Here is a 13978-nt window from a genome sequence, read left to right as displayed (position 1 = left end):
TTCGCGTCGGGTGGCCGTCTACATAGCGCAACGGCCGCCCGAACCAACGTGTCGTGACGCTGCACCGCGGTGCGCCGGCGACATCCAACGGTCAAGATGCCCGTGAGACAAGGACCGCTCGACTTCGGGCGCGATCGCCCGCCGGAGCCCCGCATGACCGCGCCCAGCCGCCGCCAGACCCTCGCCCTCGGCCTCGGGGCCGGCCTCGCCGGCCTGGCGGGGGGACAGGCCGCCGCGCGGGGACCCGACGTCGACTTCACCCTGGTCCTCATCAACGACATCTACCGGATGGGCGCGGTCGACGGCCGCGGCGGCTTCCCGAAGCTCGCGGCGGTGGTCAAGGCCGAACGGGCGCGCGGCCGGCCGGTCCTGGTCTGCCACGCCGGCGACACGCTCTCGCCCTCGCTGATGTCGGGCATCGACAAGGGACGCCACATCATCGAGCTCACCAACCTCATCAAGCCCGACGTGTTCGTGCCGGGCAACCACGAGTTCGATTTCGGGCAGGCGATCTACCTCGAGCGGATGAAGGCAGCGAACTTTCCGGTGTTCGCCGCCAACCTGCGCCGGCCGGACGGCACGCCGGTGCCGGGGACGAGCGATTCGACGATCCTCACCATCGGGGGGATCCGCCTCGGGGTGGTCGGCATCGCGCTGCCCGAGACGCCGGCGAAGTCCCAGTCGGGCGACTGGACCTTTGGGCCTGCGGTCGCAACGCTCGCCCGCGAGGCGACGGCCCTGCGGGCGGCGGGGGCGGAGATGGTGCTCGCCGTCTGCCACACCGACCGGGCGACCGACGAGGCCCTGGTGGCGAGCCGCCACGCCGACATCGTGCTCTCGGGCCACGACCACGACCTGGCCTTGCGCTACGACGGCCGTACCGCCTTCGCCGAATCCGGCCACGACGCCGAGTACGTCACCGCCATCGACGTGAAGGCGGAGGGCGCCGGCACGGCGCTGACCTGGAGCGCCGCCTTCCGCATCCACGACACCGCCGAGATCGAGCCGGACCCGGAGGTGCTGGCGGTGGTCGGGCGGCTGGAGGCCGACCTCGCCCGCGAGCTCGACGTAGCCCTCGGCCGGGTGACCAACGCCCTCGACACCCGCACCGAGGCCGTGCGCCGGAGCGAGACCGCCTTCGGCGATCTCGTCGCCGACGCCCTGCGCCACGCGGCGCAGGCCGAGATCGGCCTGATGAACGGCGGCGGCATCCGCGGCAACCGCACCTACCCGGCCGACAGCGAGCTGACCCGCCGCGACGTGCTGACCGAGCTGCCCTTCGGCAACACCTCGGTGCTGGTGCAGATCACCGGCGCGAAGGTGCTCGCCGCCCTGGAGAACGGGTTCTCGGAGATCGGCCGCTCGGCCGGGCGCTTCCCGCAGGTGTCGGGCATGGCCGTCACGGTCGATCCGGCCGCGCCTGTGGGCAAGCGGGTCGTCGCGGCGACGGTCGGCGAGGCGCCCCTCGATCCAGCCCGCACCTACCTGGTCGCGGCCAACAACTTCATGCTCTCCGGCGGCAACGATTACGGGATGCTGGCCGAGGGGCGGACCCTGGTCGGCGCCACCGACGGCACGCTCGTCGCCAACGTGGTGATGTCCTACATCCGGGCCAACGCGCCGTTGACGATCGCGACGGGGCGCCTGACCTTTCGCTGACCCCCTCGAGGTTCGATGCCGACAGACGACACCGTCGCGGGCGCGCTCGCCCGCTTCCGCGCCTCCGGGTCCCCCTGGCTGTCCCTGCCGTTCTTCCAGGACGGCAGCGCCGAGCGGGTGGCCGAGGCGGTCGACGCTCGGCGCGAGGCCGGCGCCCGGGTGCTGCCGGCGCCCGAGAACATCTTCAACGCGCTCACCCTCACGCCGCTCGACCGGGTGCGGGCGGTGATCCTCGGCCAGGACCCCTACCCGACGCCGGGCGACGCCCACGGCCTAGCCTTCTCGTACGTCGGCGGGCGCCGGCTGCCGGCCTCGCTGAAGGTGATCCTGGCCGAGATGGCGGAGGAGACCGGCTCCGCGGTGCCAAAGACCGGCGACCTCACCCCGTGGGCGCGCCAGGGCGTGCTGCTCCTCAACGCTGCGCTGACCGTCGAGGCCGGCAAGTCAGGCGCGCACATGAAGCTCGGCTGGTCGGCGCTGACCGACCAGGCGGTCTCGGCGGTCTCGGCGGAGCGCCCGGCGGTCGCCTTCCTGCTCTGGGGCGCGCCGGCCCGCCAGCGCGCCGCCCTGATCGACGGGACCAAGCATCTGGTGCTGGAGGCCGGCCACCCCTCCCCCCTCAACCGCAAGGCGGATTTCCGCGGCAGCCGGCCGTTCGGGCAGGCGAATGCCTGGCTGGAGGAGAAGGGGCTGGAGGGAATCGACTGGCGGTTGGCGTAGCGACTTACCCATAGTTCGCCGACAATCGCGAAACCGCACGCGTCATCACGGCGCTCATCGAGGCGGAGAGGACCGGATCGGTCGGGCCGGACGAATGTCGCCGTCACCCCTCCCCCGCCACGAAGGCCAGCGTCCGCCGATGCGCCTCCTCGTCCGAAAACTGCTCGGGCGGCGACTTCATCAGCCAGGCCGAGGGACCGACCAGCGCCCCGCCGATGCCGCGCTCGCGCGCGAGCGCGGCGCAGCGCACCGCGTCGATGACGATGCCGGCGGAGTTCGGCGAGTCCCACACCTCCAGCTTCAGTTCGAGGTTCAGCGGCACGCCGCCGAAGGCCGTGCCCTCCAGGCGGATATGCGCCCATTTGCGGTCGGTGAGCCACGGCACGAAGTCGCTCGGGCCTACGTGGATGTCGTCAGGCGGCAGCGCGGTCTCGAGCTGGCTCTGCACCGATTGCGTCTTCGAGATCTTCTTCGATTCGAGCCGCTCGCGCTCCAGCATGTTGCGGAAGTCGGCGTTGCCGCCGAAATTGAGCTGGTAGGTCCGGTCCAGCGTGACGCCGCGCTCGCGGAACAGGTGGGCGAGGGCCCGATGCACGATGGTGGCGCCGACCTGGCTCTTGATGTCGTCGCCGATGAGCGGCAGCCCGGCGGCCTCGAAGCGCCGGCGCCACTCGGGATGCGAGGCGATGAAGACCGGGATGCAGTTGACGAAGGCGCAGCCCGCCGCGAGCGCCGCCTCGGCGTAGAATTCGGTCGCCGCTTGCGAGCCGACCGGCAGGTAGGAGACCAGCACCTCGGCGCCCGCGCGCTTCAAGGAGGCCGCCACGTCCACCGGCCGGGCGGCCGATTCCGGCACGATCGCCTCGAGGTAGCGCCCGAGCCCGTCGAGGGTCGGCCCGCGCTCCACCATGACGCCGGTCGGCGCCACGTCCGCGAAGCGGGCGGTGTTGTTGGGGGGAGCGAGGATCGCCTCGGCGAGGTCGCGGCCGACCTTGTCCTTCGCGACGTCGAAGGCCGCCACCACGCTCACGTCCGCCACCCGGTAGCCGCCGAGATCGGGGCTCATCAGACCGGGGACCGACGCGCCGGGGCCGGCCTCGCGGTAATAGGTCAGGCCCTGCACGAACGAGGAGGCGCAGTTGCCGATTCCTGCGATCGCGACGCGCACGCTTCTCTGGCCCACCGCCCGCACTCCTCGTCACCGGTCGTCTCACCCTGCAAGTAGAACACTCTGCGGGAGTATCGACCCCGATCGAGCGTGGCCGTGGCGGGCAACCGCCCTTATGGTGCGCGGAACACGGGAGGAGCGCGCATGGAGATCTTCGACGGGCCGGAGGCCCTGAAGGCGGCGGTCGGGCAGGAGATCGGGGTCGGCGAGTGGGTGACCGTCGACCAGGCGATGATCGACCGCTTCGCCGAGGCGACCGACGACCACCAGTGGATCCACGTCGACCCGGAGCGGGCGGCACGCGAATCGCCCTACGGCGCCACGGTGGCGCACGGCTACCTCACCCTGTCGCTGGTGCCGCGCTTCATCGCCGGGGTGCGCCGGCTGGAGGGTTTGCGCCTCAGCCTGAATTACGGCCTCGACCGGGTGCGTTTTCCCGCGCCGGTGATCGTCAACGCCCGCCTGCGCGGCCGGGTGCGGGTGGCGGCGGCCCTCGACGTGCCGCCCCGGGGCCTGCGCACCACCTATGGGGTCACGGTGGAGATCGAGGGCGCCGAGAAGCCGGCCTGCCTCGCCGAGGCGGTGGTGCTGCATCACTGGTGAACCGCGAGGCCCCTCACGGATTGTCGGGGTGAGCAGCGAGGCCGTGAGCATGACCTTCGAGACGGAGCGGCGGGCGCTTCAGCGCGTGGTGGCGGTGGCGGGCATCGTGCCGGTGGCAGGCGGTCTCTACGGCGTCCTGTTCGGCCAGGCCGGCCTCGGCGGCGGCGCCTTCGACATCTCGACCGACAGCCACTTCCGCTACCTGTCGGGGCTGCTGCTCGGGATCGGCCTCCTGTTCTGGTCGACGATCCCCGGCATCGAGACCAAGACCTCGCTGTTCCGGTTCCTGACGATGATCGTGGTGCTGGGCGGCCTTGCCCGGCTGCTCGGCCTGTGGCTCACCGGGTTGCCGTCGCTCACCATGCTGGCGGCGCTCGGCATGGAGCTGGTGGTCACGCCGCTCCTGTGCCTGTGGCAGATCCGTGTGGCGAACCGGGCGGGGACGCCGGCGCCGTAGCCCCCGGTGGATGCTGGGAGGTCGTCAGCCCTCCGGCGCCACGGCCGTCACCTCGATCTCGACCTTCATCTCCGGCCGCAGCAGCCCCGCGACCACCACCAGGGTCGCGGCCGGGCGGATCTCCCGCAGCACCCGGCCGCAGACCGTCAGCACCGCCTCGGCGTCAGTGCGGTCGGTGACGTAGTAGGTCGCCCGCACCACCTGCTCCAGCGACGAGCCGGCCTCACCGAGCACGCCCGCGATGGTGCGCCAGCACGCCTCGGCCTGGGCGCCGGCCTCCTCCGGCATCGTCATCGCGGCGTAGTCGTAGCCGGTGGTGCCGGCGACGAACACGAAGCCGTCCTGCACCACCGCGCGGGAATAGCCGTAGTCGCGCTCGAAGCTCGAGCCGCCGTCGATCCGCCGCCGCATCCCTGGAAAGCCCTCCGATTCGTACCCGAGAGCATGACGCGTCAGCCGACCTCGCTCCAGCCTGAGAATCCCGCGAGCGGCTCCTGGTCGTAGGCCGCCATCAGCGCCCGCATGGCGCCCTCGTCGCGCAGGCGGTCCTCCGCCGCGAGGGCGGCCAGCCCCTCGAAGAAGCCCTCGCGGCGGAGCGCCGGGGTGAAGGTCAGGGTGAAGCGCACGGGTGCGTCGCCGCGATTGGCGAAGGCGTGCGGCTCGCCCGGGCGCACCAGCACAAAGTCGCCCGGCCCAGCCGTCACGTCGCGCTCGGCCAGCCGCAGGGTGAGCGCGCCCTCGTGCACCTCGAACGCCTCGGTGAGCCGGGCGTGGCGGTGCAGCCCGGCACCGGGCGAGCGCGGCGCCAGGGTCATGGCGTAGATGCCGACCGCGTCGTTCGTGGCGTCGCTGCGGGCGAGGTAGCGCACCTGCATCCCGCCGATCGTGACTCCGGTGCCGGGCTCGGGGGTTTTGTCCATGGCGGGGCTCCTGATGAATGCGAGCGCCCGGACAACGCCGGTTCAGGGCTTGAGGATGCTCACCGCAAGCAGGATCCCACCCAGCACGATCGCCGTCTGGAGCACGAAGAGGCAGGCCAGTGTCTTGGTGAGGTCGGCGCGGACGGCGGCAAGCTGCGCCCTCATCTCGGATCGCAGGAGGGATGCCGTTCGCGCGATGTCCGCATCGGTGGCAAGGTCCGCGCGCTGTGCCTGGAAAACGATGTCGGCGATGGTCTCGGCCTGATCGGGCGACAGCTTCGCGTCTTGCTGGAGGCTGCGCGTGAGCTTCGGCCGGTCGAAGGAGAGTGCGGTCATGGGGACGATCCCGGGCGGGCGATCCTGTCCCTGACGACGATAGCACCTTCGCTATCCTTCCCCTACGTAAAAAGCCCCGCCCGGATCGCTCCGGGCGGGGCTCGTCATGCTCTAACCCTTGAGTGCCTCGACCTTACTCGGCCGCGACCTTGTGGGCCTGCGAGCCGTCGGTGTAGGTCTCGGGCTTCAGGCGCTGGCCCGGGGCGGCGCGGCCCGGCAGCGGCGGCAGGGCCTTGGCCTTCTCGAGGTCGATGCCGGCGCCCTCCGCGACGCGGCGGCCGTAATCCTCGTCGGCGTGCCAGAAGTGCCAGACCATCCGGAGCTGGATCGCCTCAGGGCACTCCTTCATGTCGGCGACGAGGTTGGCGATCAGGTCCTCGCGCTCCCAATCCTCGAAGGAGCGGTAGCGCACGCCGGCCTGTGTGTAGTCGTCCTCGGTGCGGCTGGCCTGGTAGCGGCCGAGCTTGCCCTCGACCGGCTGGTGATACTCCTTCGCGGGCTTGGGCGCCTCGCGCAGGCCTTGGGCCAGGGTGCTCGGCTCGTAGTTGATGTGCTTGTTCTCGCCGACGCCGTCGACGTAGAACGTCATCTGGCCGTCGCGCTGGTTGGTCGCGGTCTTCACGCCCGGCGCCGGCGCGTTGATCGGCAGCTGCAGGTAGTTCGGGCCGACGCGGTAGCGCTGGGTGTCCGAGTAGGACAGGGTGCGCCCCTGGAGCATCTTGTCGTCCGAGAAGTCGATCCCGTCGACCAGCACGCCGGTGCCGAAGGCCGACTGCTCGACATCGGCGAAGAAGTTGTCCGGCACCCGGTCGAGCACCATGCGGCCGCACGGCAGCAGCGGGAACTGGTCCACCGGCCAGAGCTTCGTGTCGTCGAGCGGATCGAACGACAGGTGGTCGTTCGGGCCGTCCGGCATGATCTGCACCGCGAACTCCCACTCGGGGAAGTTGCCGGCGGCGATGTTGTCGTACAGGTCCTTGGTCGCGTGGCCGACGTCACGGCCCTGGATCTCGGCCGCCTGGGCCGAGGTCAGGTTGCGCACGCCCTGCTTCGGGATCCAGTGGAACTTGCACAGATGCGCCACGCCCTGGTCGTTGACCAGCTTGTAGGTGTTGACGCCCGAGCCCTCCATCTCGCGATAGTTGGCCGGGATGCCCCAGGGCGACTTCAGGTGGGTCACCATGTGGATCGACTCGGGGTGCGCCGCCACGAAGTCGAAGAAGCGCCAGGCCTCCTGGCGGTTGGTCACCGGGTCGGGCTTGAAGGCGTGGATCATGTCCGGGAACTTGATCGCGTCCCGGATGAAGAAGACCTTCAGGTTGTTGCCGACGAGGTCCCAGTTGCCGTCGACGGTCTTGAACTTCACGGCGAAGCCGCGCGGGTCGCGGGCGGTCTCAGGGCTCTCCTTGGCGCCGGCCACGGTCGAGAAGCGCACGAACATCGGCGTCTTCACGCCGGTCTCGTTGAGGACGCGGGCGCGGGTGTACTTGGAGGCCGGCTCGTCGCCGATCTTGCCGTAGGCCTCGAAGTAGCCGTGGGCGCCGGCGCCGCGGGCGTGCACCACGCGCTCGGGGATCCGCTCGCGGTCGAAATGGGTGATCTTCTCGATGAACTGGTAGTTCTCGAGGGTTGCCGGGCCACGCTCGCCGACCGTGCGCATGCTCTGATTGTCGCGGACCGGGTGGCCCTGGCGGGTCGTCAGGATCGGACGTTGGTCGCTCATGGGAACTCCTCTGGCGTGCAGGCGAGGCGTGCCGGGACCGGGACACCGCGCGAGGAACCGCTCACATAGGGGCTCGGTCGACGGACCGACACCCTGGAACTGCTCTCGCTCGAACCTATGACCGCCGCGTGACCCGAAAACAAATGCATCGTTGCGAAGTTCGTGATAGGCGCGGCCTATGAACGTCTCCGGCCTGTCCCTGCGCGACCTCGAATACGTCGTGGCCCTGGCCGAGGAGGGCCATTTCGGCCGCGCCGCCGAGCGCTGCGCCGTGAGCCAGCCGACCCTGAGCGTGCAGGTGCGCAAGCTGGAGGAGGCCTTGGGCCTCGTCCTGTTCGAGCGCTCGAACCGCCGGGTGCTGCTGACCCCGAGCGGCCAGGCGGTGGTGCGCCAGGCCCGCGCGGTGCTGGCGGAGGCGCGCGCCCTGCTGCTGCTCGCCCGCGAGGGGACCGGGCAGGGCCTGCGCGGCCGCCTCGTCCTCGCGGCGATACAGACGCTCGGCCCCTACCTGTTTCCGCAGGTACTGCGCGGGCTGCGCCAGGCATTCCCGCACCTGTCCCTGAGCTTGAGCGAGGGGCGCACGGCGGAGATCCTCGACGCGCTGCGCGAGGGCCGGGCCGACGCGGCGCTGATCTCCCTGCCGATTCCCGAGGCGGGGCTGACGGTCGCGACGCTCTTCGACGAGCCGTTCCTGCTCGCCTGCCCGGCCGAGCACGCCTTCGCGGACGGGGAGCCGCCGCAGCCCGGCGACCTCGCCGGGCCGGATCTCCTCCTCCTCGACGAGGGCAACTGCCTGCGCGACCAGGCGGTGGCGGCCTGCGGCGCCGGGCCGGCGAGCGGGCGCCACGCCACCAGCCTCGAGACCCTGCGCTCGATGGTGGCGGCGGGCGCCGGCTACACCCTGCTGCCGGCGCTCGCCGCCCCGCCCGGGCCCGACCCGACCGGGCTCACGGTCTGCCGCCGGTTCGGGCCGGACGGCCCGCGCCGCACCATCGCGCTGGCTTGGCGCGCCAGCGACCCGCGGGCGGACGGGCTCTGCGAGCTCGCCGGGTTCTTCCGCGCACATGCGCCGCACGCAACGCTGCCCCTCGGGCAGCCGGCCGGATCCGGGGCCGGCCGCGACACTGGCGCGATTCTCGTATAGCGACGGGACCGACGCCCGAGCCTGTTTTCTCCCGAAGACCCGAGCCTGTTTTTCCCAAAGCCCATGGACGCCATGAACCCCGCCTCGACGGATCGCCGTCGCTCGCTGTCCCGCGCGGCGGCCCTGTGGGCGGGCCTCGTCCTCTCCTCGGCGGCGCTCTCGGGCCTGTTCCACCTCGCGGGCTTTCCCGCCGCCCTGCTGCTGGGCCCGATGCTGGCGGCCATCGTGTTCGGGGTCCGCGGCGCGCCGATCCGGGTGCCGAAGCTCGGCTTCCAGGGCGCGCAGGCGCTGATCGGCTGCCTCGTCGCCCACTCGGTCAACGCCTCGATCGCCGCCACGCTGATGGAGGACGGGCTGCTGATCATGGCCGTCGTCGGCGTCACGGTGGTGGCGGCCGCCCTCACCGGCTGGGTGCTGACCCGCATCCGCCTGCTCCCCGGCACCACCGCGGCCTGGGGCTCGTCGCCCGGCGGCGCCTCGGCCATGGTGGCGATGGCGGAGGAGTTCGGCGCCGATCCGCGCCTCGTCGCCTTCATGCAGTACGTCCGGGTCGCCTGCGTGGCGCTCACCGCCTCGCTCGTCGCGCGCTTTCTCGCCGGCGACAGCGGCGCGGTCCCCGGCGCCGGCATGGATCCGGCGCCGCTCGCCGTCCTCGGCACGCTGGCGGTGGCGGGGATCGGGGCGTGGCTGGGCCTGCGCCTGCGCATTCCCGCCGGCGCACTGATCGGTCCGCTCGCCCTCGGGGCGACGCTCCACGCCACCGGGCTCGCCGGGATGGCGCTGCCGTCCTGGCTTTTGGCGCTCGCCTATGCGGGCATCGGCTGGACGGTGGGCCTGCGCTTCACCCCCGCCACCGTGCGGGCGACGCTGTTCGCGCTGCCCGGCGTGCTGGTGGCGACCTTCGGGCTGATCGGCCTGTGCGGCCTCTGGGCCTGGGGCCTGACCTTCCTCCTGCCGATCGACCTGCTCACCGCCTACCTCGCCACGAGCCCGGGCGGGCTCGATTCGGTGGCGATCATCGCGGTCGGGACGCATTCCGACGTGTCCTTCGTCCTCGCGGTGCAGACCCTGCGGCTCCTCGTCGTCATCATCACCGGCCCGCTGGTGGCGAAGTGGATCTCCCGGAGTGCCGGCAAGCCGCGCTGAGGCCGAACCGCACCAGTCAAGCTCGCATCCCGCAACGAAACCCGCTATCTCGTCGCCTCCGGCGAGTTTCCCTCGCCCCTGACCCAATGACCGCAGCCGTGCACGACTACATCAAGAAGATCCTCGGCGCCCGCGTCTACGACGTCGCCGTCGAGAGCCCGCTGGATCGGATGCCGCGCCTGTCGCGCCGCATCGGCGCCGAGGTGCTGCTCAAGCGCGAGGACCTCCAGCCGGTCTTCTCGTTCAAGATCCGGGGCGCCTACAACAAGATGGCCGGCCTCTCCCCGGAGGCCCTGGCCCGCGGGGTGATCTGCGCCTCGGCCGGCAACCACGCGCAAGGGGTGGCGCTCGCCGCCAACCGCCTCGGGATCCCGGCCGTCATCGTGATGCCGCGCACCACCCCGGCGATCAAGGTCGAGGGCGTGAAGTCCCGCGGCGGCCAGGTCGTGCTGCACGGCGACGCCTTCGACGAGGCCTACACCCACGCCAAGGGGCTCGAGGCCGAGCAGGGCCTGACCTTCATCCACCCCTACGACGATCCCGACGTGATCGCCGGCCAGGGCACGATCGGGCTCGAGATCCTGCGCCAGCACGGCGCCCCGATCGAGGCGGTGTTCGTGCCGGTCGGCGGCGGCGGCCTGGCGGCGGGGGTCGCCACCTTCATCAAGTTCATGCGCCCCGAGACTCGGGTCATCGGCGTCGAGCCGGCGGACGCCGCCAGCATGAAGGCGGCGATCGAGGCCGACGAGCGGGTGGTGCTCGACACGGTCGGCCTGTTCGCCGACGGCGTCGCGGTGCGCCAGGCCGGCGAGGAGACCTTCCGGCTCTGCCGCGAATACCTCGACGAGGTCATCACGGTCGACACCGACGCGATCTGCGCCGCGGTCAAGGACGTGTTCGACGACACGAGGGCGATGTCCGAGCCCTCCGGCGCGCTGGCGCTCGCGGGCCTCAAGGAATACGCCTCCCGCGGCAGCGTCACGGGGGCGGGCGCGCTCGTGGCGATCAACAGCGGCGCCAACCTCAACTTCGATCGGCTGCGCCACATCGCCGAGCGGGCCGAGATCGGCGAGCGCCGCGAGGCGCTGTTCGCCGTCACCATCCCGGAGCGGGCCGGCAGCTACCGCGCCTTCATCCGGGCGCTGGGGCGGCGCGCCATCACCGAGTTCAACTACCGCTACGCGCCGGGCGCCGACGCGCAGATCTTCGTCGGCGTCCAGCTCGCCGGCGGCCGGGCCGAGAAGGAGGCCCTGATCGCGGAGCTGCGCGGCCTCGGCTACCCGCTCGTCGACCTCACCGACAACGAGGTGGCGAAGCTCCACGTCCGCTACATGGTCGGCGGCCGGGTGCCGGGCCTCGCCGACGAGCGGCTCTTGCGCTTCGAGTTCCCGGAGCGCCCGGGCGCGCTCCTGAAATTCCTCGACAGCCTCGGCGTCGCCTGGAACATCTCGCTGTTCCACTACCGCAACCACGGCGCCGATCACGGCCGGGTGCTCGCCGGGATCCAGGTGCCGCCCCCCGAGCGCGACCGCTTCGCCGCGGCCCTGGCCGAGCTCGGCTACGAGCACCGCGACGAGACCGACAACGCCGCCTACCGGCTGTTCCTCGACGGCCAGCCGCGCGAGGTGCCGCGGACGGTGGCGCCGGCGGCGTGAGGCGGGCGGGAGCGGCGCGCTCTCCCCACCCGCGGCAGGGCTGTCCGGGCAAGTCCATGGCTCGGCGCGCAACCCTCCCCCCTCTGCGGGGGAGGGTGGACCCCGGAGGGGGCCGGGAGAGGGGACGCCGCTTCCGGAGTTGTCGCGACCTGCATGAAGGGCGCGAGCTGGATCCGCGTCGGGCTGCCCCTTTCCCGGCCTGCTTCGCAGGCCACCCTCCCCCGCAGAGGGGGGAGGGAAACGCCTCTCCTTTCCCCGGACAGCCCTGCCTCCGTGGGGGCCTGCCTCGGTGGAGAGCGAGGGGGAAGCCGCACTCCACCGGTTTCGGAACAATCCGAAGCAGCCCGGCACCCGTAACGACCACGCCGCACGGTCGACACGCTTTCGCGGCATGAGAGCCGCCTTGACGCCGCCCCGCCACAGGTTCACCTCTCCCGCCCGATGCCTCCGCTCCTCGCCCTGCCCTTCCCCGCCATCGACCCCGTCGCGGTCGCGATCGGGCCGTTGCAGATCAAGTGGTACGCCCTGGCCTACATCGTGGGCCTCGTGGGCGGCTGGTTCTACGCCAAGCGCCTGGTCTCGGTCCCCGCGCTGTGGGGCGCGGTGCGCCGGCCCACTGCCCTCGACATCGACGACCTGATCGTCTGGGTCGCGCTCGGCGTCGTGCTCGGCGGGCGCATCGGCTACGTCCTGTTCTACAACCTCGCCGCCTACCTCTCGCACCCGGCCGAGATCCTGGCGATCTGGCGCGGCGGCATGTCGTTCCATGGCGGCTTCCTCGGCGCGGTGCTGGCGCTGGTGCTGTTCGCCCGCCGCCGCAGCCTCAACACCTACGCGCTGCTCGACCTCGCCGCCGTGGTGGTGCCGATCGGGCTGTTCTTCGGCCGCATCGCCAACTTCGTGAACGGCGAGCTGTGGGGCCGGCCGGCGCCGGACTTCGCCTACGCCATCGTGTTCCCGAACGGCGGGCCGCTGCCGCGCCATCCGAGCCAGCTCTACGAGGCGGTCGCCGAGGGGCTGGTCCTGTTCATCCTGATGGCGATCGCGGTCCGGCGCGTCGGCTTCCGCCGCCCCGGGCTGCTCGGCGGCCTGTTCGTCGTCGGCTACGCCATCGCCCGCACCGCCTGCGAGTTCTTCCGCGAGCCCGACCCGCAGCTCGGCTTTCTGTTCGGCACCCATGTCGGGGCCCTCGGCGGCGGCATCACCATGGGAATGCTGCTCTGCGTGCCGATGCTGCTCGTCGGCGCGGTGTTCATCGTGCGGGCCTGGCGCGGCGACACCCGGCCGCGGGCGCGGATCGAGGCCGAATCCGGGCCCGAAGCCCCGGAAGCGAAGTCCGCGTGAGCGGGACGCCGCTCCTCGGCGAGCTGCGCCGCCTGATCGCGCTCGAGGGGCCGATCACCATCGAGCGCTATATGGCGCTCTGCCTCGGCCACCCGGTCCACGGCTATTACCGGACCCGCGATCCCCTGGGCGCCGCCGGCGACTTCACCACCGCGCCGGAGATCAGCCAGATCTTCGGCGAGCTCCTCGGCCTCTGGACGGCCGAGGTCTGGCACGGGCTCGGCCGCCCGGCCGCCTTTCGGTTGGTCGAGCTCGGCCCCGGCCGCGGCACGCTGATGGCGGACGCGCTGCGGGCGCTGCGCGCGGCAGCACCCGACTGCCTGGCGGCGGCCGACCTCCACCTCGTCGAGACGAGCCCGACCTTGCGCGCCGCGCAGAGGCGGGCGCTGCCGAACGCGACGCCGACCTGGCACGACGCGATCGACACCCTGCCGGGCGGCCCGGCGATCGTCCTCGCCAACGAGTTCTTCGACGCCCTGCCGGTGCGCCAGTACCAGCGCACCGAGCGCGGCTGGTGCGAGCGCCGGGTCGGCCTCGACGGCGACGCCCTCGCCTTCGGGTTGAGTCCGGACCCGACCCCGGAGATCACCAGCGAGGCGGCGCCCGGGGCGATCCTGACCCTTCCGGCCGTCGCCCTCGATCTCACCCGCCGCCTCGGCGACCGCCTCGCCCGCGAGGGCGGCGCGCTGCTCGCCATCGATTACGGCGACCTCTACGGCGGCACCGCCGACACGCTCCAGGCGGTGGCGCGCCACCGCTTCGCCGATCCGCTGGCGGCGCCGGGCGAGACCGACCTGACCGCTCAGGTGGATTTCGCCGCGCTCGCCCGTGCCGCCGCGGGCGCGGGCGCCGTGGTGCACGGACCGGTGACGCAGGCCGACTTCCTCCTGGCGCTCGGCCTCGCCCAGCGGGCCGAGCGGCTGGTCGCCCGGGCGAATCCGGTCCAGGCCGCCTCGGTCAAGGCCGGGGCCGACCGCCTGACCGACCGCAGCACCCGCGGCATGGGCAGCCTGTTCAAGGTGATGGGGCTCACGGGACCCGGCCAGGCGCCCCTTCCGGGCTTCTAGATTCGCGCTTTCGACACGATTGTCCGGCGATCCTGC

The 13978-nt window shown here is 72.1% G+C and carries 14 protein-coding genes; 9 read left to right on the top strand and 5 right to left on the bottom strand.

Annotation, left to right across the window (positions count from 1 at the left end):
• Window positions 1–153: 153 nt before the first annotated feature.
• The gene (locus ACS5PV_RS18305; protein ID WP_455396771.1) at window positions 154–1659 is read left to right on the top strand and encodes a bifunctional metallophosphatase/5'-nucleotidase; all 1506 of its coding nucleotides are present in this window, start codon (window positions 154–156) and stop codon (window positions 1657–1659) included.
• A 15-nt stretch (window positions 1660–1674) separates the two neighbouring features.
• On the top strand, window positions 1675–2379 hold the full coding sequence (gene ung / locus ACS5PV_RS18300; RefSeq protein ID WP_455396770.1) for a uracil-DNA glycosylase: 705 nt from the start codon (window positions 1675–1677) through the stop codon (window positions 2377–2379).
• 103 nt (window positions 2380–2482) lie between these two features.
• Here the strand turns inward: ung and ACS5PV_RS18295 are convergent, their stop codons facing one another.
• Window positions 2483–3562 (bottom strand): inositol-3-phosphate synthase, encoded by a 1080-nt coding sequence (locus tag ACS5PV_RS18295; protein ID WP_455396769.1) that lies wholly within the window; start codon window positions 3560–3562, stop codon window positions 2483–2485.
• A gap of 129 nt (window positions 3563–3691) precedes the next feature.
• Between ACS5PV_RS18295 and ACS5PV_RS18290 the strand changes: the two genes are divergently transcribed.
• Together ACS5PV_RS18290 and ACS5PV_RS18285 are read left to right on the top strand one after the other, a co-directional pair.
• Window positions 3692–4150 carry a MaoC family dehydratase gene (locus tag ACS5PV_RS18290; RefSeq protein ID WP_455396768.1) on the top strand — a complete coding sequence of 153 codons (459 nt, stop codon included), beginning with the start codon at window positions 3692–3694 and terminating at the stop codon, window positions 4148–4150.
• Window positions 4151–4199: 49 nt separating this feature from the next.
• Window positions 4200–4607, top strand: coding sequence for a DUF4345 domain-containing protein (locus ACS5PV_RS18285; RefSeq protein ID WP_455396767.1), 408 nt, complete (start codon window positions 4200–4202; stop codon window positions 4605–4607).
• Window positions 4608–4631: 24 nt separating this feature from the next.
• Here the strand turns inward: ACS5PV_RS18285 and ACS5PV_RS18280 are convergent, their stop codons facing one another.
• The 4 genes from ACS5PV_RS18280 to ACS5PV_RS18265 form a co-directional block, all read right to left on the bottom strand.
• A complete protein-coding gene (locus ACS5PV_RS18280) occupies window positions 4632–5018 on the bottom strand; it encodes a RidA family protein (protein ID WP_455396766.1) in 387 nt (128 codons plus the stop codon).
• 41 nt (window positions 5019–5059) lie between these two features.
• A complete protein-coding gene (locus tag ACS5PV_RS18275) occupies window positions 5060–5527 on the bottom strand; it encodes a cupin domain-containing protein (protein ID WP_455396765.1) in 468 nt (155 codons plus the stop codon).
• Between the two features lie 42 nt (window positions 5528–5569).
• On the bottom strand, window positions 5570–5863 hold the full coding sequence (locus tag ACS5PV_RS18270) for a hypothetical protein (RefSeq protein ID WP_455396764.1): 294 nt from the start codon (window positions 5861–5863) through the stop codon (window positions 5570–5572).
• Between the two features lie 133 nt (window positions 5864–5996).
• Window positions 5997–7586, bottom strand: a complete 1590-nt coding sequence (locus ACS5PV_RS18265; RefSeq protein WP_455396763.1) for a catalase — start codon at window positions 7584–7586, stop codon at window positions 5997–5999.
• Between the two features lie 178 nt (window positions 7587–7764).
• Between ACS5PV_RS18265 and ACS5PV_RS18260 the strand changes: the two genes are divergently transcribed.
• The 5 genes from ACS5PV_RS18260 to ACS5PV_RS18240 all read left to right on the top strand — a co-directional run bounded on the left by ACS5PV_RS18260 (window position 7765) and on the right by ACS5PV_RS18240 (window position 13942).
• Window positions 7765–8730, top strand: a complete 966-nt coding sequence (locus ACS5PV_RS18260; protein ID WP_455396762.1) for a LysR substrate-binding domain-containing protein — start codon at window positions 7765–7767, stop codon at window positions 8728–8730.
• Between the two features lie 72 nt (window positions 8731–8802).
• Complete coding sequence (locus ACS5PV_RS18255) at window positions 8803–9876, top strand: AbrB family transcriptional regulator (protein ID WP_455396761.1); 1074 nt, start codon at window positions 8803–8805, stop codon at window positions 9874–9876.
• An 86-nt stretch (window positions 9877–9962) separates the two neighbouring features.
• Complete coding sequence (ilvA, locus tag ACS5PV_RS18250) at window positions 9963–11531, top strand: threonine ammonia-lyase, biosynthetic (protein ID WP_455396760.1); 1569 nt, start codon at window positions 9963–9965, stop codon at window positions 11529–11531.
• Window positions 11532–11972: 441 nt separating this feature from the next.
• Window positions 11973–12875 carry a prolipoprotein diacylglyceryl transferase gene (gene lgt / locus ACS5PV_RS18245; protein WP_455396759.1) on the top strand — a complete coding sequence of 301 codons (903 nt, stop codon included), beginning with the start codon at window positions 11973–11975 and terminating at the stop codon, window positions 12873–12875.
• On the top strand, window positions 12872–13942 hold the full coding sequence (locus tag ACS5PV_RS18240; protein WP_455396758.1) for a class I SAM-dependent methyltransferase: 1071 nt from the start codon (window positions 12872–12874) through the stop codon (window positions 13940–13942). The genes lgt and ACS5PV_RS18240 overlap by 4 nt, the downstream gene beginning before the upstream one ends.
• Window positions 13943–13978 lie beyond the last annotated feature (36 nt).

The organism is Methylobacterium sp. Gmos1 (genome assembly GCF_053764715.1).
This window is presented reverse-complemented; position numbering and strand designations above follow the sequence as displayed.

Coding starts and splice junctions, on each gene's coding strand:
- ACS5PV_RS18305 (WP_455396771.1), top strand. CDS start 154: ATGACCGCGCCCAGCCGCCGCCAGACCCTCGCCCTCGGCCTCGGGGCC.
- ung (WP_455396770.1), top strand. CDS start 1,675: ATGCCGACAGACGACACCGTCGCGGGCGCGCTCGCCCGCTTCCGCGCC.
- ACS5PV_RS18290 (WP_455396768.1), top strand. CDS start 3,692: ATGGAGATCTTCGACGGGCCGGAGGCCCTGAAGGCGGCGGTCGGGCAG.
- ACS5PV_RS18285 (WP_455396767.1), top strand. CDS start 4,200: ATGACCTTCGAGACGGAGCGGCGGGCGCTTCAGCGCGTGGTGGCGGTG.
- ACS5PV_RS18280 (WP_455396766.1), bottom strand. CDS start 5,018: ATGCGGCGGCGGATCGACGGCGGCTCGAGCTTCGAGCGCGACTACGGC.
- ACS5PV_RS18275 (WP_455396765.1), bottom strand. CDS start 5,527: ATGGACAAAACCCCCGAGCCCGGCACCGGAGTCACGATCGGCGGGATG.
- ACS5PV_RS18270 (WP_455396764.1), bottom strand. CDS start 5,863: ATGACCGCACTCTCCTTCGACCGGCCGAAGCTCACGCGCAGCCTCCAG.
- ACS5PV_RS18265 (WP_455396763.1), bottom strand. CDS start 7,586: ATGAGCGACCAACGTCCGATCCTGACGACCCGCCAGGGCCACCCGGTC.
- ACS5PV_RS18260 (WP_455396762.1), top strand. CDS start 7,765: ATGAACGTCTCCGGCCTGTCCCTGCGCGACCTCGAATACGTCGTGGCC.
- ACS5PV_RS18255 (WP_455396761.1), top strand. CDS start 8,803: ATGAACCCCGCCTCGACGGATCGCCGTCGCTCGCTGTCCCGCGCGGCG.
- ilvA (WP_455396760.1), top strand. CDS start 9,963: ATGACCGCAGCCGTGCACGACTACATCAAGAAGATCCTCGGCGCCCGC.
- lgt (WP_455396759.1), top strand. CDS start 11,973: ATGCCTCCGCTCCTCGCCCTGCCCTTCCCCGCCATCGACCCCGTCGCG.